Raw genomic sequence first — 19,207 nt, 5'->3', positions numbered from 1 at the left:
CATCATAAAAACACCAAAGGACACCTGCATGAGCCTGTGGCGCACCCAACCGAATATCGAACACCTCAATGCCAGCCAGAAAAACACCATCGGTGAATTGCTGGATATCCGCTTCGAAAGCTTCGACGACGAGTCCCTGACCGCGAGCATGGTAGTCGATGCGCGCACGCACCAGCCATTTGGCCTGCTGCATGGCGGCGCGTCGGTGGTGCTGGCCGAGAGCATCGGCTCGATGGCCGCGTACCTGTGCGTGGACACCAGCAAGTACTACTGCGTGGGCTTGGAAGTAAACGCCAACCACCTGCGCGGTGTGCGTAGCGGGCGGGTAACGGCGGTGGCCAGGGCCGTGCATATCGGCCGCAGCACGCAGGTATGGGATATCCGCTTGAGCAACGAAGAAGGCAAGCCCACCTGCATCTCGCGCCTGACCATGGCCGTGGTGCCGTTGGGCGAGAACCCGCCGGCCCGATAGGCATGGCGTGAGTGTCATCATTCCTGGCAGTTACAGTCATTGCCGTGCCTGCCGGGCATGCTGACAATCGAGTTCGGTTATTGCAGATGGATCCGGTATGTCGCAGCACGTGTTTTTCGCCCACGCCAATGGGTTCCCATCGGCCACCTACGGCAAGCTCTTTGCGGCCCTGGCCCCGGAATATACGGTGGCCCACCTGCCGCAGCACGGTCACGACCCACGGTTTCCGGTGGATGATAACTGGCAGAACCTGGTGGACGAACTGATCCACCATCTGGAGCAGCAGCCGCAACCGGTGTGGGGCGTGGGCCATTCCCTGGGCGGCGTTTTGCACCTGCACGCCGCCCTGCGATGCCCGCAGTTGTATCGTGGCGTGGTGATGCTCGATTCCCCGGTACTGACCCGCGCCGACCGCTGGGTGATCCGTGCCGCGAAGCGCTTTGGGTTTATCGACCGGCTGACCCCGGCCGGGCGCACCCTCGGCCGGCGCGAGGAGTTCGCCGACCTGGATGCCGCGCGCAGCTACTTCGCCGGCAAGACCCTGTTTCGGGGCTTCGATCCGGATTGCTTCGACGCCTACCTGCAACATGGCCTGCAAACGGTGGGCGATCGTCTGCGCCTGCGCTTCGACCCGGCTACCGAAATCAGCATCTACCGCGGCGTGCCCCACACCAGCCCTGGCCAAGTGCGCCAGATGAAGGTGCCGCTGGCGGTGGTGCGCGGTCGGCAGAGCCGCGTGGTAATGCGTCACCACGCCAGCGGCGTCGGGCGTTTGCCCATGGGCGAAATGCTCACCATGCCTGGCGGCCATATGTTCCCCCTCGAACGCCCGCAGGACACCGCGACCTTGATCAAGAACCTGTTCGCCCGTTGGGACGCCCGTGAGCGCAGCTGCGCATGAGCACATCAGTCGAAGAAGTGCGCCTGAGCCTGCCCCATATCGAGTTGGCCGCCCATTTGTTTGGGCCCGAGGACGGTTTGCCAGTGATCGCCTTGCATGGCTGGCTGGACAATGCCAACAGCTTCGCGCGCCTGGCGCCGAAGTTGACCGGGCTGCGCATTGTGGCCCTGGACATGGCCGGCCACGGGCACTCGGCGCACCGCCCGGTGGGCGCCGGCTATGCCTTGTGGGATTACGTGTTCGACGTGCTGCAAGTGGCCGAGCAACTGGGGTGGAAACGTTTTGCACTACTGGGGCATTCCCTCGGCGCCATTGTGTCCATGGTGCTGGCCGGGGCCTTACCCGAGCGTGTGACCCACCTGGGGTTGATTGACGGTGTGATCCCACCCACTGCGCCGGGCGAAAATGCGGCCGAGAGGCTAGGCATGGCATTGCAGGCGCAATTGAACCTGCAGGGCAAACGTAAACCGGTGTACGGCACGCTGGAGCGCGCGGTCGAGGCGCGCATGAAAGGCTTGGTGGCCGTCAGCCGCGAGGCCGCTGAACTGCTGGCCCAGCGCGGTTTGATGCCGGTGCCTGGCGGTTACACCTGGCGCACGGACAGTCGCTTGACCCTGGCTTCGCCGATGCGCCTGACCGATGAGCAGGCGATGGCCTTCATACGGCGAGTTGACTGCCCTACGCAGTTGGTGGTCGCTGCCGACGGCATGCTATCGAAACATCCCGAATTGCTTTCCCAGCTACCCTTTACGGTAACCACGCTGCCGGGTGGCCATCATTTACACCTGAATGATGAGCCTGGCGCGGTCCTTGTTGCAGACTGTTTCAATCGGTTCTTCTCCGCGCCTTGACTTGGCGCGGTCAACTGCCGAGGCTGGGCGGATTGAACGGGAGTCAACCATGCACATATTCAACACCGATCTTAATACCGCGACGCTTACCCTCGGTCAGGGCTCACCAATCCGATGAGCGTGCGCAACCGATCTATTCGTGCTCTGGGGTTATGCGTATTCAGCCCGTTGGTGTTCGCCGCCGACGTGCCGGGCAGCCAGGACCTGCCCGCCGTGGCCCGTCAGGTCGACGCGCAGATTGTCGATTATCGCCCCGCCGAAGAAAAAGAACGCATCTACCCCCTGGGCGCGATCCGCAAGATCAGCGGCCAACTGCGTTATGAAGGCCAGGCCCTCGCGCGGGGCCAGACTACCGCCATTACCTATGAACTGCCCCCCGAGCACAGCTCCAGTGCGGCGTTCACCGCCACGCGCGAGGCGTTGCAGGCCCAGGGCGCGCAACTGCTGTTCTGGTGCAAGGCCCGGGACTGCGGCGAAAGTAGCCTGTGGGCCAACGAGGTTTTCGGCAACGCCAAGCTGGTGGGCGCCGATAGCCAGCAGGAATACCTGCTAGTGCGCCTGGCCGAGCCCCAGGCCAATTCGCTGGTCGCGCTGTACGGCATCACCCGCGGTAATCGTCGCGCCTACTTGCACATCGAGCAATTGGACGCCGCGACACCGCTGGGCGACCTGTTGCCCACCTCGGCCACACTGTTGCGCGAGCTCAAAAGCACCGGCGAGCTGGACTTCCCCGCATTGAACGGTGAACCGGACGCCACGTGGCTGACCCTCATTTCCCGTGGCCTTAACCTGGATACCACCCTGCGCGTAAGCCTCAGCGGCCCGAATGCCGAAGCCTGGCGTCAGGCGCTGATCGAGCAGGGCGTGCGCGCGGCGCGTATGGAGAGCGGCAACGGTGAAACCCAAGGTCTGCACCTGCATCTGATACGCTGATCGCCACCTGGCGAACGGGCCCGCACCGTTCGCCTAATCTTTCTTCCTAAAGCCTCCTTTTTCAGAGATTCCCCATGCTCAATAACGATCGCCTGCTGGTGCAAATCCTGCTGCTGGTGCTGTTCGGTGCCAGTTTCTGGGTGTTGGCGCCGTTCTGGTCGGCGCTGTTCTGGGGCGCGGTGCTGGCATTTGCCAGTTGGCCGCTGATGGTGTTGCTCACGCGTTGGCTGGGTGGGCGCGAGTCCCTGGCTGCCGCGATCCTGACCTTGGGTTGGATGCTGTTGGTGGCGGTGCCGCTGGTATGGCTGGGGTTCAACCTGGCCGACCATGTGCGTGATGCCGTGGCATTGATCAAGGATATTCAGGTCGATGGCCTGCCCGAGGCGCCGACGTGGCTGGGCGCGATCCCGTTGGTAGGCGAGCGATTGGCGGCGATGTGGGACAGCATCGATCAGCAGGGCGCTGCGTTGATGGTCAGCCTCAAACCGTACCTGGGGCAGGTGGGCAACTGGCTGCTGGCGCGCAGCGCGCAGATCGGCGGGGGCATTCTGGAACTCACCCTGAGCCTGGTCTTCGTGTTCTTTTTCTACCGCGACGGGCCGCGTTTGGCGATGTTCGTCCATCGTTTGCTGGAACGCTTGATCGGCGACCGCGCCGGTTACTACATCGAACTGGTGGCCGGAACCGTGCAACGGGTGGTCAACGGCGTGATCGGCACGGCTGCGGCCCAGGCCGTGCTGGCGTTGGTGGGGTTCATTATTGCCGGCGTGCCTGGGGCGCTGGTGCTGGGCATCGTCACCTTTATGCTCAGCCTTATTCCCATGGGCCCGCCGCTGGTGTGGATCCCGGCCACCGCGTGGCTGGCCTGGAAGGGCGATTACACCTACGCGATATTCCTCGGCGTGTGGGGCACCTTCATCATCAGCGGCGTGGACAACGTGCTCAAACCCTACCTGATCAGCCGTGGCGGCAACCTGCCGCTGGTGATCGTGCTGCTGGGGGTGTTCGGCGGCTTGATTGCCTTTGGCTTTATCGGCTTGTTTATCGGTCCGACCTTGCTCGCAGTGGCCTATAGCCTGTTGATGGATTGGAGCGCAACTCACGCCCAGGGCCGTCGGGACGACCAGGCTCTTTAAGCCCTGGGCAAGCGCATCACCGCGGTCAAGCCGCCGCCCGGGGTTTCTTCCAGGCACAGGCGGCCGCCGAGGCGTTCCACGGCTTCCTTGGCAATCGTCATGCCCAGGCCGACACCGCCGGAGTTGCGGTTGCGTGAGCCCTCCAGTCGAAAAAACGGCTCGAACACCGCCTCGCGCTTGTCCGCCGCAATCCCGGGGCCGTGGTCGATTACCCGGATCACCAGCGCTTCACGGCTGTCGGTCAGTTCGATACGCGCCGTGCCGGCGTACCGCAGGGCGTTGTCGATCAGATTGTTCAGGCACGAACGCAAGGCCATGGGTTGCACCTGCAGCGGTGCGCAGGTGCCGGCAAACTGCACGTCGCAGCCTTGGTCCTGGGCGTTTTCGCTCAGGGATTCCACCAGCGCCTGCACGTCCAGCCAGTGTCGGGTCTCGCTGGTGCGTTGTTCGTGCAGGTAACTCAACGTCGCGTCCAGCATGCCGATCATGTCGTCCAGGTCCTGGCGCATCTGGCCCTGGAGGCGGGTGTCTTCGATCTGCTCCAGGCGCAACTTGAGGCGCGACAACGGCGTGCGCAGGTCATGGGACACCGCGCCGAGCATGCGTGCGCGTTGGCTGACCTGCTCGCGGATGCGCCGTTGCATCAGGTTGAAGGTCGATGCGGCCTGTTGCGCTTCCAGCGGGCCGGATTCGTTGAGCGGCGGGCTGTCGAGGTCCAGGCTCAAGCGTTCGGCGGCTTCGCTCAGACGCTGTATCGGCCGGCTGAGCAGCTTGGCGCCATACCAGGCGGCAATGATCAGCGAAATAAATTGAAACGTCAGGGGCACCACCGGGCCGCCGAACCAGGGTCGCTGATGCTTGGGCAAGGGTTTCATCGTGCCGTCCGACTGCTCGATAAAGGTCTCCTCGGGCGGCGGCGGGGGCGGGCCGTAGTGGTGAAACCAGAAAAACGCCAGACCATGGGCCAGCACAATGGCCACCAGCAACACGCCGAACAGCCGCCCAAACAGCGTGTTGAAGGTGCCGCGCATCAGCCGATGTCCCGTGCGTCGAACAGGTAGCCTTCGCCGCGCACGGTCTTGATCAACTGCGGTGCCTTGGGGTCATCCCCGAGTTTTTGCCGCAGGCGCGAGACCAGCAGGTCGATGCTGCGATCGAACGCTTCGATGGAACGCCCGCGCGCGGCATCCAGCAATTGCTCGCGGCTCAGCACCCGGCGCGGGCGTTCGATAAATACCCAAAGCAGGCGAAATTCGGCATTGGACAGCGGCACCACCAGGCCGTCGTCGGCCACCAGCTGGCGCAGCACGCTGTTCAGGCGCCAGGTGTCGAAGCGGATATTGGCGCGCTGCTCGCTGCGATCGTCGCGCACGCGGCGCAGGATGGTCTGGATGCGCGCCACCAGCTCGCGGGGCTCGAAGGGTTTGGACATGTAGTCATCGGCCCCCAGTTCCAGGCCGATGATGCGGTCGGTGGGTTCGCAGCGCGCGGTGAGCATCAGGATCGGAATATCCGACTCGGCCCGCAGCCAGCGGCACAGCGACAGGCCATCCTCGCCCGGCAACATCAGGTCGAGCACCACCACGTCGAAAGTCTCGGCGTGCATGGCCTGGCGCATCTCGGCGCCATCGTTGACACCGGTGGCCAGAATACTGAAGCGGGCCAGGTAGTCGATCAGCAGTTCGCGGATCGGCACATCGTCGTCGACCACCAGTGCGCGGGTCGTCCAGCGCTTATCGTCGGCGCTGGCCGGGTCTTTTTGCTCGTCGTTCACAGGGGCGCAAGGAGTTTGCATAGTGCGGTCATCTGCCAGGTGATTGCGGTCAGCATAGGCGCCCAGCCCCATGGCTGGTAGTGCTGGTCGGTGGGTCGTGCGAGCGAGGCTAGCGGCGGGGCGTGTTGGGGGCGTGTCGTGAATGTATCGGATTTGAAATATATGCGCGAAATGCCGGCCTGCGCACGCTTGGTCAGTATTTACCGATCATCGGATCCCGCAACGGCGTCGCTTGCGCTACAATCCGCGCCGATTTCGACTTGCCTGAGAGCCCATTCCAATGTCCGCCTGCCAGACTCCTATCATCGTCGCCCTGGATTACCCCACCCGTGACGCCGCACTGAAGCTGGCTGACCAGTTGGACCCAAGCCTCTGCCGGGTCAAGGTCGGCAAGGAACTGTTCACCAGCTGCGCCGCGGACATCGTCGGCACCCTGCGTGACAAAGGCTTCGAGGTGTTCCTCGACCTGAAATTCCACGATATCCCCAACACCACCGCCATGGCTGTCAAGGCGGCTGCGGAAATGGGCGTGTGGATGGTCAACGTGCATTGCTCCGGCGGCCTGCGCATGATGAGCGCTTGCCGTGAAGTGCTGGAACAGCGTAGCGGCCCCAAGCCGCTGTTGATCGGTGTGACCGTGCTGACCAGCATGGAGCGCGAAGACCTGGCCGCGATCGGCCTGGATATCGAGCCTCAGGAGCAGGTACTGCGCCTGGCGGCCCTGGCGCAGAAAGCCGGCCTCGACGGTCTGGTGTGCTCGGCCCTGGAGGCCCAGGCGCTGAAGGCCGCGCACCCGTCGCTGCAACTGGTCACCCCCGGCATTCGCCCGGCGGGCAGTGCTCAGGACGACCAGCGCCGCATCCTGACCCCGCGCCAGGCACTGGACGCCGGCTCCGACTACCTGGTGATCGGCCGTCCGATCAGCCAAGCGGCGGATCCGGCCAAGGCGCTGGCGGCAGTGGTTGCCGAGATCGCCTGATCACGTCAAGCGCGAGCCACTGACGAGAACGCCTGCACCCTGAACCGACGGGATGCAGGCGTTTTTTTTGGCCAGTGCGCTTAGACCTTCAACACCAACTTGCCAAAGTTCTCGCCGTTGAACAGTTTCATCAGGGTTTCCGGGAACGTCTCCAGCCCCTCGACGATATCTTCCTTGCTCTTGAGCTTACCTTGCGCCATCCAGCCGGCCATTTCCTGCCCGGCGGCGGCGAAGTTCGCGGCATGATCCATGACCACGAAGCCTTCCATCCGTGCGCGATTGACCAACAGTGACAGGTAATTGGCCGGGCCTTTGACCGCTTCCTTGTTGTTGTACTGGCTGATTGCGCCGCAAATCACGACCCGAGCCTTGAGGGCCAGGCGGCTGAGCACCGCGTCGAGAATATCGCCGCCAACGTTATCGAAATACACATCCACCCCTTTGGGGCATTCGCGCTTGAGGGCGGCGGGTACGTCTTCGTTCTTGTAATCGATGGCCGCATCGAAGCCCAGCTCATCCACCAGGAATGCACATTTGTCGGCTCCGCCGGCAATGCCCACCACGCGGCAGCCTTTGAGCTTGGCGATCTGACCGGCAATGCTGCCCACGGCGCCGGCGGCACCGGAGATCACCACCGTCTCACCGGCCTTCGGCGCGCCAGTCTCCAGCAAGGCGAAGTAGGCGGTCATGCCGGTCATGCCCAGGGCGGACAGATAGCGCGGCAATGGTGCCAACGTTGGGTCGACCTTATAGAAACCTCGGGGCTCGCCGAGGAAATAATCCTGCACCCCCAGGGCGCCGTTCACGTAATCGCCGACGGCAAACTTGGGGTTGTTGGACGCAATCACTTTGCCTACGCCCAGCGCGCGCATTACTTCGCCGATGCCGACCGGTGGGATGTAGGACTTGCCCTCATTCATCCAGCCGCGCATGGCCGGGTCGAGGGACAGGTATTCGTTACGCACCAGTACTTCACCGTCCTTGGGGGTGCCCACTGGGACTTCCTGGTACGTGAAGGTATCCCGCGTAGCGGCGCCGACCGGGCGTTTGGCGAGCAGGAATTGGCGATTGGTCTGGGCGGTCATGGCAGGGACTCGTTAGAAATGAATGCTCAGTGATAGACCCTGGCGGGCCTGGGAGCAAGGTCGGCGAGAGGTGCGAATGCTCGTCGATAGGCCGCGCTGATGGTAGGCCCAGTCGCCTTATCACTGCCGCTCATGCAGCGCCAACCGGCCTTTTGATAGTGCTGACGTGTGCATCATGACCTTGGCTAGACTCCCGCCACGTATATTTCCTCCATAGGACATCCCTCCATGAGCATGACGTTTTCCGGCCAGGTCGCCCTGGTCACCGGCGCCGCTGCGGGTATCGGCCGCGCTACTGCCCTGGCGTTCGCCGCCGAAGGTTTGAAAGTCGTGGTGGCCGACCTGGATGTGGCCGGCGGCGAAGGGACGGTGACGCTGATCCGTCAGGCCGGTGGCGAGGCGTTGTTCGTGCGCTGCGACGTGACTCAGGAAGCCGAGGTGCAGCAATTGATGGCGCAGACCCTGGCGGCGTATGGGCGTCTGGACTACGCCTTCAATAACGCCGGTATCGAGATCGAAAAGGGCAAACTTGCCGACGGCAGCCTGGACGAGTTCGATGCCATCATGGGCGTCAACGTCAAAGGCGTGTGGCTGTGCATGAAGCACCAGTTGCCGCTGCTGCTGGCCCAGGGCGGCGGTGCCATCGTCAACACCGCTTCGGTGGCGGGCCTGGGGGCGGCGCCGAAGATGAGCATATATGCCGCGTCCAAGCATGCGGTGATCGGCCTCACCAAGTCGGCGGCCATCGAATATGCGAAAAAGAAAATCCGCGTCAATGCCGTATGCCCGGCGGTGATTGACACCGATATGTTTCGGCGCGCCTATGAAGCCGACCCGCGCAAGGCCGATTTCGCCGCCGCCATGCACCCGGTGGGGCGTATCGGCAAGGTCGAGGAAATCGCCAGCGCGGTGCTGTACCTGTGCAGCGATGGCGCGGCGTTCACCACCGGCCAGGCATTAGCGGTGGACGGTGGCGCAACAGCGATTTAGGACGCGGTGTGACGCCCCATTCGAAAAGGTCTGGGAGGGATGTGGGGCGTTTCCGGAGCTGGCTAAACGCCGCGATCGAATATGTATCACAAGGTAAATAACTCAATAAAATCAATACTTTAATAAATCTTGGCCACCGGTCATTACGCGCTTCTGTGCTTAACTCGTTGGGTTGAAAACAAACAGTTGAAGTGAGTGGCGCATGGATTTAGGGATCGATCGACAAGCCCTTGTACCGGTGGTGCAGCAAATCGTCAGTGCAGTGACGCAATGGATTCGCAAGAACGAGGTGAGCCCCGGCACTCGCTTGCCGTCGGTGCGGCGGTTGGCCCTCGATAATCTGCTCAGTCAGTCCAGCGTGATCGAAGCTTTAGAGCGCATGGTCGCCCAAGGATTGCTGGCCCACAGGCACGGCGCCGGCTTTATGGTGGCCGAGCCGCCTGTGGCCCATGAGTGCCAATGGTATGAAGGCGCCGAGCGCGACTGGGGCGATTTTGCCGATAGCCCCTTGGGCGAGTTGAAGCTAGGCTGCGGCTGGCTGCCGGAGGCCTGGCATGAAAGCGATGACATCAGTTACGCGATTCGCGAAGTCAGCCGTACCGACACCGCCGGGCTGTTCAATTACAGCACGCCATTGGGCTTGCCCGTGTTGCGTGAACAACTGCTTAAGCGCCTGACGCACCTTCATATCGACACTCGTCTTGATTGCATTCTCACCACCGGTGGCGCCAGTCATGCCGTGGATTTGCTGATCCGTGTGCTACTGCGCGCCGGTGACTGCGTGGTGGTGGAAACCCCGGGATACGGCAATCTTTACCGGCAACTGGCGTTCCATGGTGTGCACCTGCTGGAAGTGCCGCGCACACCGGGCGGGCCGGACATCCAGGCGCTCGAAGCGCTGTTGCAGCGCCATCGTCCAAAATGCTTGTTCACTCACAGCCTGTATCACAACCCGACTGGCTCCAGCCTGTGCCGTGTCGTGGCCGAACGGCTACTGGAGCTGGCTCGTCGCGATGACTTCCTGATCATTGAGGAGGATGTCTACGGCGACCTGCAGCACGCCACCTGCACCCGGCTCGCGGCGTTGCCCCATGAAGGTCGGGTGATTTACGTGGCCAGCTTTTCCAAGACCTTGAGCAGTGCTTTGCGCGTTGGCTACCTCTGCGCGGAAGCAAGTCTTATCGCCCGGCTGGCCACCCTCAAGACCTCCACCGGTTTCGGCACCTCGCGGTTTGCCGAAGCGGTGGTCAGCACGCTGCTGGCCAACGGTACCTATCGCAAATGGGTGCAGCGCTTGCGCAAGCGGCTGAGCACTGAGATGGCTGCTACCTTACAGGTGCTGGAAGACGAAGAGTGGGAGGTGTTTACCGTGCCCGCCGGCGGCATGTTCCTATGGGCGCGACCGGGGGCGAATGCCGTCTCGCGGGTGCAGGCGTTTGCCCGCCGGCTCGGTGTTTTGCTCTCGCCGGGCTCACTTTTCAACCCAACCGGCGAATACAGTGAGTGGCTGCGCATCAATGTAGCCTATGCTTCAGACCAACGGGCTCTGGCGCTGATGCGTGCCGTGGGGCCCGCTAGATCGACCTCGACCATTCTGAAAACGACGGGCGTGTAGCTTTTTGCCATTATTCCGGCGTCAGTGTCTTGTGTTGAGGCCCCTGTCGTTGCCAATCTGCTGCTTGTCTACCGGGCTTGATGGCATCTGCCATTGCAAGAGGATCAAGTGCAATGATTTCGGCCGTGCAACGACGTTTCGCCAACCTGGGTATGGCGAAAAAACTGGGCTTGGGTTTCACCCTGGTGCTGCTGTTGACGGCGGTAGTGGCGGCCATCGGCGTATGGTCCCTGCAAACCGTCGGGCAACGGTTCGAAGGGCTCAAGGCCATGTCCTCGCTCAACAGCGGTTTGCTCAAGGTGCGCTTGATCGAACAGGACTACGCTTTGCACGCCGACCCCAAGGCGGTCGACGCGCTGCATGAGGCCGTCGATGCCCTGGCCGCTGAGGCGGCCAGCCTCAAGACCCAATCCGCTGCCAATGTGCCAGCCATGACCGATGTCGAGCAGGCCCTTGCCGCCTATCGCAAGGCTTTCGATGAGTTTGTCGAACTGACCCAGACCAAGGACCTGGCCCTGGAAATGGCCAGTTGGTCAGTGTCCAGCGTGGCCAACAACCTTGATGTGTTGCAGGCCGGTCTGGCGGACGACGGTGCCTATGGGCTCAAGGAAAGCCAGGGCAAGGAGGGCGCCGAGTTTATCGAGCAGGCCGGTCAGGTTAGCCAGGTGTCGCGCTTGATGCTGCAAGCCATGAACGAAGCCCATGTGCGTCTGAATCAGAGCCGTAAGGTAGACGAAGACAATATCGAGCAAGGCAAGATCGAGCAGGCAGAACAGGCCCTGGCGCAGGTCGAGCAGTTGAAAACCTCAGTCAAGGATGCGGGCTACCAGACCGTACTTGGCGAGGTGTCGGGACATATTGCCGCCTTCGGCGAAAAACTCGGCGAATACACGGACCTGCTGGCTCAGGAAAAACTGGTTTACACACAATTGCATGATCGAGCGGAGCAGGTGGTCAGTCGGGTCAACCAGGCCTATAACGCCGAAGATCAGTCGATGCAGGCGCAATTGAAGAAAAGCGCGTTGCTGATAATCGGCTCGTCGGCACTGGCCCTGCTGGTGGGCTTGATTGCATCTTGGGTGATTACCCGCTTGATCGTTGCGCCCCTGCGCAGTGTGATCTCCGTGGCTCAGCGGATTGCCGATGGCGATTTAAGCGGTCGGATGGAGGTCAACCGGCGCGATGAAATCGGCCAGTTGATGCAGGCCATGCAGCAGATGGGTAATGGTTTAAGCCATATGGTCAGCGGGTTGCAGGCCGGTATCGAGCAATTGGCCAGCTCCGCTCATTCGCTGTCCAGCGTGACCGAGCAGACCAATGTCGAGGTGAGCAGCCAGAAGGAAGAGACCGAGCAGGTGGCCACCGCCATGAACCAGATGACCGCCACTGTGCACGATGTGGCGCGCAACGCCGAAGAAGCGGCGCAGGCGGCACAGACCGCCGACGAGAAAGTCGACAGCGGCCAGCAGGTGGTGCGTCAGAGTTTGCAGCGCATCGAGCTGTTGGCCACGTCCAGCACAGGCGCCAGTGCCAGCATCGAAAGCCTGAGTGCGGAAATCCAGCATATCGGTACGGTGTTGAGCGTGATCAAAAGTGTTGCCGAGCAGACCAACCTGCTGGCGCTGAACGCCGCCATTGAAGCCGCACGGGCGGGCGAACAGGGCCGCGGCTTTGCCGTCGTGGCCGATGAAGTGCGAGCGTTGGCCAAGCGTACGCAACAATCGACCGAAGAGATCGAACGGCTGGTCGGCACCTTGCGCAGCGCCGCACAAACGTCGGTGCAGCAGATTCAACAGAGTGGTGAACTGGTGAAGCTGGCGGTCAGCGATGCGCTGGAAACCGAAAGTGCTCTGGGCAGCATTGCGTCAGCGGTGTCGCTGATCCAGCAGATGAATCAGCAGATTGCCGCCGCCGCCGAGGAGCAAAGCTCGGTGGCCGAAGAGATCAACCGCAGTGTCACCAGTATTCGAGCCAGCGCCGATCAGTCGGCGTTGAGCATGCAGGAGAACGCCGCGTCGAGTATCGAGCTGGCGCAGTTGGGCGCCGAACTCAAGGGTATGGTGGGGCACTTCCGCCTCTGATTGCCGCGCTGACGGCGACCAAAGGCGCGGGCAATTAAGCGTGGTTGGCCAGAAACGTCAGCAGGGCTTCATTGACGAAGTCCGGGTTTTCCCGCGAAGAGATATGCCCCGCGTCCGGAATCGGGATCAGGCTGCAACCGATCAGCTTGGCCATTTCTGCCGATTCTGCCGGTGGCCGAGGCTTGTCCTGCTGGCCGCACATTACCAAGGTGGTGTCGCGGTCCAGGCGCGGCAGCTGCGCGAGCACATCCTTGCGACTGAAGATCAGCCGGCCCAGAGGCACAATGCTGTCCAGCAGGCGTTCCCGGGGGAAGTCTCGCAGGGACTGGCGAAAGTTCTGATACAACGCCGACTCGCGGTCAATTTCGGCGCGGAAGAAAATCGGTGCGATCACATCCAGCAGCGGCTCAGGGATAGCGCCGGCTTCTTCAATCATCTTGAACAGTGAGAAATAGTACTGAAGCGTGGCCTCGGGCTCGGCGCCCAGGTACGTGTCCATCAGTACCAGGCTGTTAACGCGTTCAGGCGCGAGCAGGGCAAGGCGCGCGCCCCACATGCCGCCGACCGACAGACCCACCAGGTTTACGCTGGGGATATCCAACTGGTCCAGCAGGGCCAGGGACTGGCGCGCCAGGTCGTCAAGAGATTGGGTGCGCGGGGGCAGTGGGCCCGATTCGCCGTGGCCCCATAGCTCGGGCACGATCACGCGGTACTTTTGCGACAGTGCCTCGACCTGCGGCGCCCACATAGTGCGGTCCCACAGGTAACTCGAGCCCAGCAGGACAGCCGGGCCGCAGCCCTGGTCGATGTAATGCAGCGGTTGTCCATCAATCACGGCGACAGGCATAGCAGGCCTCTTTCTTCACGGTGTGAGGGGCACTTTTTTACGCTAGTCGTAGGCGGGAGGATAGATGCAAAGTGATGGCATCTGGCGAACAAGGTTCGCCAGATAGGGAGGAGGGGATCAGTCGTAAATGACTTTCTTTTTCCACTCGGCGTCGGCGTCCACCACTTTCAAGCCTTCGGTCAATTCATTGACCTCGTCTTCGGCCGGCTTGCTGTTGGTCAGCACGGTGGAGTTGGCGCGGGCCAGCTGGGATTCGAGCATTTGCAGTTGGGCGCTGTAGAGCACCGGCTCCGGCTGCTTACGCAGGTACTGCACGCCACGCTCGAAAGCCAGGCGCGCCTGGCCCGGCTGGCCTTGTTGCAGCGCATGCTGGCCGAGATTGTTGAAAAACTCGATGTGCAGCAACACCAGAATGTGGCGAATTTCCCTGATCCAGTGCTTGGCTTCGTTGGCCGGCAGGAAACCATCCTGGGCGGCGCGGGTAACCTGGCCGTGCAGGGCTTCGAGGAGGAAGCGTACATCCTTGGCCTTAGCTTCGGTCTGGATCGGTGCGGGCGGGTTGTTAACCGGTATCGATTCGCCCTGGCCAACCAGCGCATTCAGCTCAGTAATTCGGGCCTTGAGCGCGGCGTTGGTCTTATTGAGGTTCAACAGGCGCTGATTGACGTTCAGTTCAAGGCGGGTCATCAGCAACTTGAGTGCCGGGGTCATGAGCTGGCCAGGAAACGTCTCGGTGATTTCACCGCAACGGCGCAGGCGATCGTTGAGTTCGATCTCGGTGCGCTGTTTTTCCAGCTTGTTGTTTTCCACCACATGGTTCATGTAGCCAATGGCGATCAGTATTGCGATCCCGGCTATTACCAGCAGGGTGATCATGAGTGGTGTCACCGGTGTGACCTCTTTATAGGGTTTACAGGAGAGTGTAGTGACTGGACCATCAGGCGGATAGGTCTGATCGACCAGATGCCGCGTAGTTCTTTCTTCTCAGGCTCCCTTGCTATCTATATAGGTGAGCGCTGAAATGGTTGGCTTCATATTGCCATCACTCGTCAGGGTGGACTATAGCGTCTTGTCATGCGCCAGAATATAGGCGTCAAGGTGCGGGCGGGCAAAGTGCCCTCGCAGGCCCCAGAACGGGGGCGAAGTCATTGATTTAAATAAATTTATCCTTGGGGGTTGACGACCTTTCAATCCATCCATAGAATGCGCGCCACTTACAGCGTAAAGCACACAGCGAAACGCGGTAGGGAGTGAATGTTGTACGTGTGTCCCCTTCGTCTAGTGGCCTAGGACACCGCCCTTTCACGGCGGTAACAGGGGTTCGAGTCCCCTAGGGGACGCCAATGCGGGAATAGCTCAGTTGGTAGAGCACGACCTTGCCAAGGTCGGGGTCGCGAGTTCGAGTCTCGTTTCCCGCTCCAATTTTTAAGCAGTGTTGCTCTCGGGCGGCACTGAGTGAAACCAGGACCAAGTCTTCGGATGAGGCCTCTGGGCACTGAAATACACACCATGTGTTTCAGTAGCGTGTCCCCTTCGTCTAGTGGCCTAGGACACCGCCCTTTCACGGCGGTAACAGGGGTTCGAGTCCCCTAGGGGACGCCATTTGCGGGAATAGCTCAGTTGGTAGAGCACGACCTTGCCAAGGTCGGGGTCGCGAGTTCGAGTCTCGTTTCCCGCTCCATATTCAATGAAAACGCCGATCAGCGATGATCGGCGTTTTTGTGTGCGCTTGATTTTTATCAAGCTGGAGAAGCCCGCCAACACGGCGGGCTTTTTGCTATTACAGCTTCGGCAACTGCCCGACGCGCCCCATCATTTCAGTGACGATCTGCAAGTCCAGCAAGAACTGATCGACCGTCTTGAACTCATTGTCGGTATGCCCGGTGTACTTCACTTCCGGGCGAGCCAGGCCGAATTGCACGCCGTTGGGCAGTTCATGCACCGAGGTGGCGCCGGCCGAGGTGCCGAATTTATGTTCCATGCCCAGGTTTTCAGTGGCGACCGCCAGCAACGCTTTGACCCATTCGCCTTCCGGGTTGCGGTACATCGGCTCGGCAATCGAATAGGTGAAGTCCACCGCCACTTTGCTGTTTTTGTCCCAGGCGCTGAGTTTGTCGGCGATTTCTTTTTTGAGCGTTTCCGGCGACTTGCCCTTCGGCACGCGCAGGTTCACCGCTAGCTTGAAGGCTTTGTCGTCCTGGCCGACGAATGTCAGCGAGGTGGTCAGCGGGCCCATAAATTCGTCGGCAAAGCCCACGCCCAACTTGCCGCCCAGGTAATCCAGGCCCCAATTGTCCGACGCATAACGCGCGGCATCGGTGATGTGGTTGTGCTTGAGGGCAATCTTGCCGTCGACGCTGTGGATCAACTCCAGCATGCGCGCCACCGGGTTGACACCCGACTCCGGCTCGGACGAGTGTGCCGACACGCCGGTGACGGTCAGTTTCACATCCTTGCCCTCAACCTTGGCGGCCACTTCGAAATCACCACCGTTGCGCTTGGCATATTCCGCGCCGGCCTTTTGCAGGCTAGCCGCCAGTTCGGCCGGCTGATCGGTGACAAACGTGGCAACCGATGCCGATGGAATCTGGTTGGTGGCCATGCCGCCGGTCATCGCCACGATTTCCGCGCCGCTGCCTTCACCTTTGCGACGCGGGAACGTGGCCATGACCGTGCCGTAGCCTTTCTCGGCAATCACCACCGGGTAACCGCCATCCAGTGCCAGGTTGTACTGCGGGGTCGGGTTGTGTTCGAAGTAATACGGGATGGCGTCGCCGGACGTTTCCTCGGTGGTGTCCACCAGCAGCTTGAACTGGCGCGCCAGCGGCAGCTTCTCTTCCTTGATCACCTTCATGGCATATATCGCCACTACGATGCCGTTTTTGTCGTCTTCGGTGCCGCGGCCGTACATGCGATCGCCGATCAGTGTGACTTTGAACGGGTCGAGCTTGGTGCCGTCCTTCAGCACCCAATTTTCCGGGGTCACCGGCACCACATCGGCGTGGGCATGGATGCCGACCACTTCATCGCCGCTGCCTTCCAGGGAAATTTCGTACACGCGGTTGTCGATGTTACGGAAGTTCAGGTTGAAAGCTTTGGCCAGGGCCTGGATCTTGTCGGCGATCTTGAGGAATTCCGGGTTCTGGTACTGCGGTACGCCGTCCACGTTGAAGGTCGGGATTTCCACCAGTTCCCGCAGCGTCTCCAGAGCGGCCTTGCCGTATTTGATCCGCGTGTAAATGCCCAGCAAACGGTTGATTTCGTTCTGCTGCTCGGCGCTCAGGGTTTTGTTGTCGAGAAAGGCGTTGATCGCCGGGCCCACATCGGTGGTCTTGCCCAGATCGCCCTTGCCCAGGGTGGCCAGGAAACCGCGGAAATCGCTGACCGGCGTTTCGCCGAAGTGCTTGAGAATCGCCGTGCTTTGCTCGGCGGTGATATTGGCGAATGCCGGGGAGCTGACTGCCGTTAGCGTGGCCGCGAACAGGCTCGCAGCCACCAATTGCTTGAGTGGAAAGTGCATGGAAAGTCGCATTCCTTTGCCAGTAGTGAGTAGGACGTTTCTGATCAAACTGTCAGAAACATTTCTACACACTACCACCACTCAGGTGTATCGGGTCAATGCTGGCCAGGGTGGGGCGCTGGATACTCATCGGTCACGTTCAGGGCTCTAGCGTAGGGGCCGTCCCACAACTGTCGGTGCAAATCCCCGACACGCTTGGCCATGGTTTCGCTGCGCATCACCACCTCCAGGTTGCGCGAATTATCCAGATAGCCGCCCAGCCAATTACTGGTGCCCACCCACGCGAGCTGACCATCGATCTCCATGGTCTTGCTGTGAATTACCCGCGCGTAGGGGATAAAACCCTGTTTGGCCTCGGGCAGGGTGACAATTTTGATCTGCACATTGGGCAGCACGGCCAGACTCTTGAGGTAAGGCAGTTCCAGTTTGTCGGTGTTCCAGTTGGACACCATCAGCTTGATCGACACACCGCGCGCGGCCGCGGCCCGCACGGCATTGTCGATCACTGCATAGTAGGGGCGCGTATTGTCCGGTCCATAGGACAGCGGTGCGTAGTCGAGCAATTGCACGCGGACTTCTTTTTTCGCTTCCGCCAACAAGCGGGGCAATTCCAGCTGTGAGTCGCCCACCCCCGGCGGGTTGTAACGCTGCGGGCTGGCCACCAGGTAATTGCCGGTGCGTACAGGCGCCTGGCCGGTCGCCGGCAATGGCACCGGTCGGTGCTCGGCCAGCGCCTGCTGGGCTTGCCAGTCCTGATCGAAAATCGCCTGTACCTGGCCCACCACCGTGGCATCGCTGATGCGCAACCCGGTTTCATGGATATGTTCCAGGGAGCGCCAGTCGAAATTCTGGCTGCCGACAAATGCCTGCCGAGCGTCCACAATCATGTATTTGGCGTGGATGATGCCGCCGCTGACTTGCCCGTAGGGCATCACGCGGAAGGTCAGGTTGGGGATCGCACGCAAGCGTTCCAGGGTTGAACCCTCCGATAACTTGATGCCTTTTTCTTCCATCAAAAAGCGAATCTTCACACCGCGCTTGCCAGCGGCTTCCAGGTGGTCGATGACCTTGTCCATGACCGACCCAGGATGATCGGCCGCGTAGAACTGGCCGATATCAATGGTGTTTTTCGCCCCGTCGAACAGTTCGATCCAGACCGGGCCCGGCTGACGTAGATCGGCGGTGCCGAGGGCAGTGTCCACTGGTACGGTGTGTACCAATTCAAATCCTGGAATTGAAAAGTCCGCCTGGGCAAGCGGACTGAGGAGCAAACCGGCAAGGCCTGCGATACGCATTTTCAAGGAGGCGGACATAAGGCTCTCTTTTAAATAGAAGCGGGCGCATTGCGCGCCCGCTCAAACGGTTATGCGGTGCGGCTGTGCAACGGCGTCGGCACCAGGTGCGGCGTTTCGCTCTGCACGCGGGCGCCAGTGGCGGCGCGGATCAGCAGGATTTTCAACTGATCGTTGATGCGCTCCAGGCTGTCTTGGAAGAAGTTATGAAACACCACGCAGAACAGCGCGATGGCAATCCCCAAGCCCGTGGCGAACAACGCCGTACCGATGCCGCCGGAAATCTGCCCAGGGTCCGACACCCCCGCCGTGGCCAACGCCTTGAAGGTGTCGATAATGCCGAGGATGGTGCCCAGCAAGCCCAACAAAGGCGCGGCGGTGGTGATGGTTTCGATGATCCACAGGCTGCGGGCCAACGGTGCGCGAGTGCTCAGGTACTGGGTTTCGATTACGTCATCCAGGTCTTTGCGCGAGCCGTGGGAGGCTTTTTGTGCCAGTACTGGCAAGACCATATCCAACGGCAGGCTATGGCGACGGGCCAACTCCTGAGGCAAGTCGCGTTCGCTGTGCACATTGGCGCCAAGCACTTTGTTAAGGGCGCGGGCCTGGCGGCGCACATAGGCGAAGTAGATGCCGCGCTCGATGGTGATAAAGATGGCAATCGCCATCGCGGCGTACATCACATAGAAGGTGATGTCGTGGAGCAAATTCATGTCCATGTTCACTGACCT

17 protein-coding genes, 4 tRNA genes and 1 pseudogene are annotated in these 19,207 nt (G+C 61.3%); 14 read left to right on the top strand and 8 right to left on the bottom strand.

Annotated features, from left to right (window positions below):
* Positions 1–28 precede the first annotated feature (28 nt).
* The 5 genes from K1567_RS06840 to K1567_RS06820 all read left to right on the top strand — a co-directional run bounded on the left by K1567_RS06840 (position 29) and on the right by K1567_RS06820 (position 4,293).
* Positions 29–472 carry a hotdog fold thioesterase gene (locus tag K1567_RS06840; RefSeq protein WP_034112721.1) on the top strand — a complete coding sequence of 148 codons (444 nt, stop codon included), beginning with the start codon at positions 29–31 and terminating at the stop codon, positions 470–472.
* A gap of 97 nt (positions 473–569) precedes the next feature.
* Positions 570–1,373 (top strand): alpha/beta fold hydrolase, encoded by an 804-nt coding sequence (locus tag K1567_RS06835; protein ID WP_034096686.1) that lies wholly within the window; start codon positions 570–572, stop codon positions 1,371–1,373.
* Positions 1,370–2,224 carry an alpha/beta hydrolase gene (locus K1567_RS06830; protein ID WP_040266362.1) on the top strand — a complete coding sequence of 285 codons (855 nt, stop codon included), beginning with the start codon at positions 1,370–1,372 and terminating at the stop codon, positions 2,222–2,224. Before K1567_RS06835 ends, K1567_RS06830 begins: the two co-directional genes overlap by 4 nt.
* A gap of 114 nt (positions 2,225–2,338) precedes the next feature.
* Positions 2,339–3,157, top strand: a complete 819-nt coding sequence (locus tag K1567_RS06825; protein ID WP_220698278.1) for a DUF4892 domain-containing protein — start codon at positions 2,339–2,341, stop codon at positions 3,155–3,157.
* Between the two features lie 74 nt (positions 3,158–3,231).
* The gene (locus K1567_RS06820; protein WP_034096689.1) at positions 3,232–4,293 is read left to right on the top strand and encodes an AI-2E family transporter; all 1,062 of its coding nucleotides are present in this window, start codon (positions 3,232–3,234) and stop codon (positions 4,291–4,293) included.
* Here K1567_RS06820 and K1567_RS06815 read toward each other — a convergent pair.
* Together K1567_RS06815 and K1567_RS06810 are read right to left on the bottom strand one after the other, a co-directional pair.
* On the bottom strand, positions 4,290–5,324 hold the full coding sequence (locus tag K1567_RS06815) for a HAMP domain-containing sensor histidine kinase (protein ID WP_034096690.1): 1,035 nt from the start codon (positions 5,322–5,324) through the stop codon (positions 4,290–4,292). The two genes, K1567_RS06820 and K1567_RS06815, sit on opposite strands and share 4 nt — an antisense overlap.
* Positions 5,324–6,088 carry a response regulator gene (locus K1567_RS06810; protein ID WP_034096795.1) on the bottom strand — a complete coding sequence of 255 codons (765 nt, stop codon included), beginning with the start codon at positions 6,086–6,088 and terminating at the stop codon, positions 5,324–5,326. Before K1567_RS06810 ends, K1567_RS06815 begins: the two co-directional genes overlap by 1 nt.
* 259 nt (positions 6,089–6,347) lie before the next feature.
* Here K1567_RS06810 and pyrF point away from each other — a divergent pair, with 259 nt between their 5' ends.
* Positions 6,348–7,046 carry an orotidine-5'-phosphate decarboxylase gene (pyrF, locus tag K1567_RS06805; protein ID WP_034096691.1) on the top strand — a complete coding sequence of 233 codons (699 nt, stop codon included), beginning with the start codon at positions 6,348–6,350 and terminating at the stop codon, positions 7,044–7,046.
* A gap of 80 nt (positions 7,047–7,126) precedes the next feature.
* On the opposite strand, the gene K1567_RS06800 is transcribed toward pyrF, so the two are convergent.
* Complete coding sequence (locus K1567_RS06800) at positions 7,127–8,131, bottom strand: NADP-dependent oxidoreductase (protein WP_034096692.1); 1,005 nt, start codon at positions 8,129–8,131, stop codon at positions 7,127–7,129.
* A 228-nt stretch (positions 8,132–8,359) separates the two neighbouring features.
* Between K1567_RS06800 and K1567_RS06795 the strand changes: the two genes are divergently transcribed.
* The 4 genes and pseudogenes from K1567_RS06795 to K1567_RS27920 all read left to right on the top strand — a co-directional run bounded on the left by K1567_RS06795 (position 8,360) and on the right by K1567_RS27920 (position 12,817).
* Positions 8,360–9,121, top strand: a complete 762-nt coding sequence (locus K1567_RS06795) for an SDR family oxidoreductase (RefSeq protein ID WP_034096693.1) — start codon at positions 8,360–8,362, stop codon at positions 9,119–9,121.
* 202 nt (positions 9,122–9,323) lie between these two features.
* Complete coding sequence (locus K1567_RS06790) at positions 9,324–10,736, top strand: PLP-dependent aminotransferase family protein (protein ID WP_169903249.1); 1,413 nt, start codon at positions 9,324–9,326, stop codon at positions 10,734–10,736.
* Positions 10,737–10,816: 80 nt separating this feature from the next.
* Positions 10,817–11,908 (top strand): annotated as a pseudogene (locus K1567_RS27925) (HAMP domain-containing protein); the annotation flags it as partial.
* Positions 11,900–12,817, top strand: a complete 918-nt coding sequence (locus tag K1567_RS27920) for a methyl-accepting chemotaxis protein (RefSeq protein WP_373873647.1) — start codon at positions 11,900–11,902, stop codon at positions 12,815–12,817. The pseudogene K1567_RS27925 and the gene K1567_RS27920, both read left to right, overlap by 9 nt.
* A gap of 34 nt (positions 12,818–12,851) precedes the next feature.
* Here the strand turns inward: K1567_RS27920 and K1567_RS06780 are convergent, their stop codons facing one another.
* Together K1567_RS06780 and K1567_RS06775 are read right to left on the bottom strand one after the other, a co-directional pair.
* Complete coding sequence (locus K1567_RS06780; RefSeq protein ID WP_169903248.1) at positions 12,852–13,664, bottom strand: alpha/beta fold hydrolase; 813 nt, start codon at positions 13,662–13,664, stop codon at positions 12,852–12,854.
* A 117-nt stretch (positions 13,665–13,781) separates the two neighbouring features.
* Complete coding sequence (locus K1567_RS06775; RefSeq protein ID WP_080761411.1) at positions 13,782–14,552, bottom strand: hypothetical protein; 771 nt, start codon at positions 14,550–14,552, stop codon at positions 13,782–13,784.
* A 379-nt stretch (positions 14,553–14,931) separates the two neighbouring features.
* Between K1567_RS06775 and K1567_RS06770 the strand changes: the two genes are divergently transcribed.
* The 4 genes from K1567_RS06770 (at position 14,932) to K1567_RS06755 (ending at position 15,345) form a co-directional block, all read left to right on the top strand.
* Positions 14,932–15,007 (top strand) — tRNA-Glu (locus K1567_RS06770).
* A 2-nt stretch (positions 15,008–15,009) separates the two neighbouring features.
* Positions 15,010–15,085 (top strand) — tRNA-Gly (locus K1567_RS06765).
* A gap of 105 nt (positions 15,086–15,190) precedes the next feature.
* Positions 15,191–15,266: transfer RNA gene (locus K1567_RS06760), tRNA-Glu, on the top strand.
* A 3-nt stretch (positions 15,267–15,269) separates the two neighbouring features.
* Positions 15,270–15,345 (top strand) — tRNA-Gly (locus K1567_RS06755).
* 99 nt (positions 15,346–15,444) lie between these two features.
* On the opposite strand, the gene K1567_RS06750 is transcribed toward K1567_RS06755, so the two are convergent.
* From K1567_RS06750 to K1567_RS06740, 3 genes are all read right to left on the bottom strand, one after another.
* A complete protein-coding gene (locus K1567_RS06750; RefSeq protein WP_220698277.1) occupies positions 15,445–17,184 on the bottom strand; it encodes a dipeptidase in 1,740 nt (579 codons plus the stop codon).
* 95 nt (positions 17,185–17,279) lie between these two features.
* Positions 17,280–18,497, bottom strand: a complete 1,218-nt coding sequence (locus K1567_RS06745; RefSeq protein ID WP_034096699.1) for a phospholipase D-like domain-containing protein — start codon at positions 18,495–18,497, stop codon at positions 17,280–17,282.
* A 50-nt stretch (positions 18,498–18,547) separates the two neighbouring features.
* Positions 18,548–19,195: a MotA/TolQ/ExbB proton channel family protein gene (locus K1567_RS06740; RefSeq protein WP_034112732.1), complete on the bottom strand. Its 648-nt coding sequence runs from the start codon at positions 19,193–19,195 to the stop codon at positions 18,548–18,550.
* Positions 19,196–19,207 lie beyond the last annotated feature (12 nt).

The sequence above is a fragment of the Pseudomonas sp. S5F11 genome, from assembly GCF_019641515.1.
GTDB lineage: Bacteria > Pseudomonadota > Gammaproteobacteria > Pseudomonadales > Pseudomonadaceae > Aquipseudomonas > Aquipseudomonas rhodesiae.
Note: the sequence above shows the minus strand (reverse complement) of the source record. Positions and strands in the feature narration are given on the sequence as shown.

Excerpts from the sequence above, each read along its gene's own strand:
- K1567_RS06840 (WP_034112721.1), top strand. The coding sequence starts at position 29 with ATGAGCCTGTGGCGCACCCAACCGAATATCGAACACCTCAATGCCAGC.
- K1567_RS06835 (WP_034096686.1), top strand. The coding sequence starts at position 570 with ATGTCGCAGCACGTGTTTTTCGCCCACGCCAATGGGTTCCCATCGGCC.
- K1567_RS06830 (WP_040266362.1), top strand. The coding sequence starts at position 1,370 with ATGAGCACATCAGTCGAAGAAGTGCGCCTGAGCCTGCCCCATATCGAG.
- K1567_RS06825 (WP_220698278.1), top strand. The coding sequence starts at position 2,339 with ATGAGCGTGCGCAACCGATCTATTCGTGCTCTGGGGTTATGCGTATTC.
- K1567_RS06820 (WP_034096689.1), top strand. The coding sequence starts at position 3,232 with ATGCTCAATAACGATCGCCTGCTGGTGCAAATCCTGCTGCTGGTGCTG.
- K1567_RS06815 (WP_034096690.1), bottom strand. The coding sequence starts at position 5,324 with ATGCGCGGCACCTTCAACACGCTGTTTGGGCGGCTGTTCGGCGTGTTG.
- K1567_RS06810 (WP_034096795.1), bottom strand. The coding sequence starts at position 6,088 with ATGCAAACTCCTTGCGCCCCTGTGAACGACGAGCAAAAAGACCCGGCC.
- pyrF (WP_034096691.1), top strand. The coding sequence starts at position 6,348 with ATGTCCGCCTGCCAGACTCCTATCATCGTCGCCCTGGATTACCCCACC.
- K1567_RS06800 (WP_034096692.1), bottom strand. The coding sequence starts at position 8,131 with ATGACCGCCCAGACCAATCGCCAATTCCTGCTCGCCAAACGCCCGGTC.
- K1567_RS06795 (WP_034096693.1), top strand. The coding sequence starts at position 8,360 with ATGAGCATGACGTTTTCCGGCCAGGTCGCCCTGGTCACCGGCGCCGCT.
- K1567_RS06790 (WP_169903249.1), top strand. The coding sequence starts at position 9,324 with ATGGATTTAGGGATCGATCGACAAGCCCTTGTACCGGTGGTGCAGCAA.
- K1567_RS27920 (WP_373873647.1), top strand. The coding sequence starts at position 11,900 with ATGGAGGTCAACCGGCGCGATGAAATCGGCCAGTTGATGCAGGCCATG.
- K1567_RS06780 (WP_169903248.1), bottom strand. The coding sequence starts at position 13,664 with ATGCCTGTCGCCGTGATTGATGGACAACCGCTGCATTACATCGACCAG.
- K1567_RS06750 (WP_220698277.1), bottom strand. The coding sequence starts at position 17,184 with ATGCACTTTCCACTCAAGCAATTGGTGGCTGCGAGCCTGTTCGCGGCC.
- K1567_RS06745 (WP_034096699.1), bottom strand. The coding sequence starts at position 18,497 with ATGTCCGCCTCCTTGAAAATGCGTATCGCAGGCCTTGCCGGTTTGCTC.
- K1567_RS06740 (WP_034112732.1), bottom strand. The coding sequence starts at position 19,195 with ATGGACATGAATTTGCTCCACGACATCACCTTCTATGTGATGTACGCC.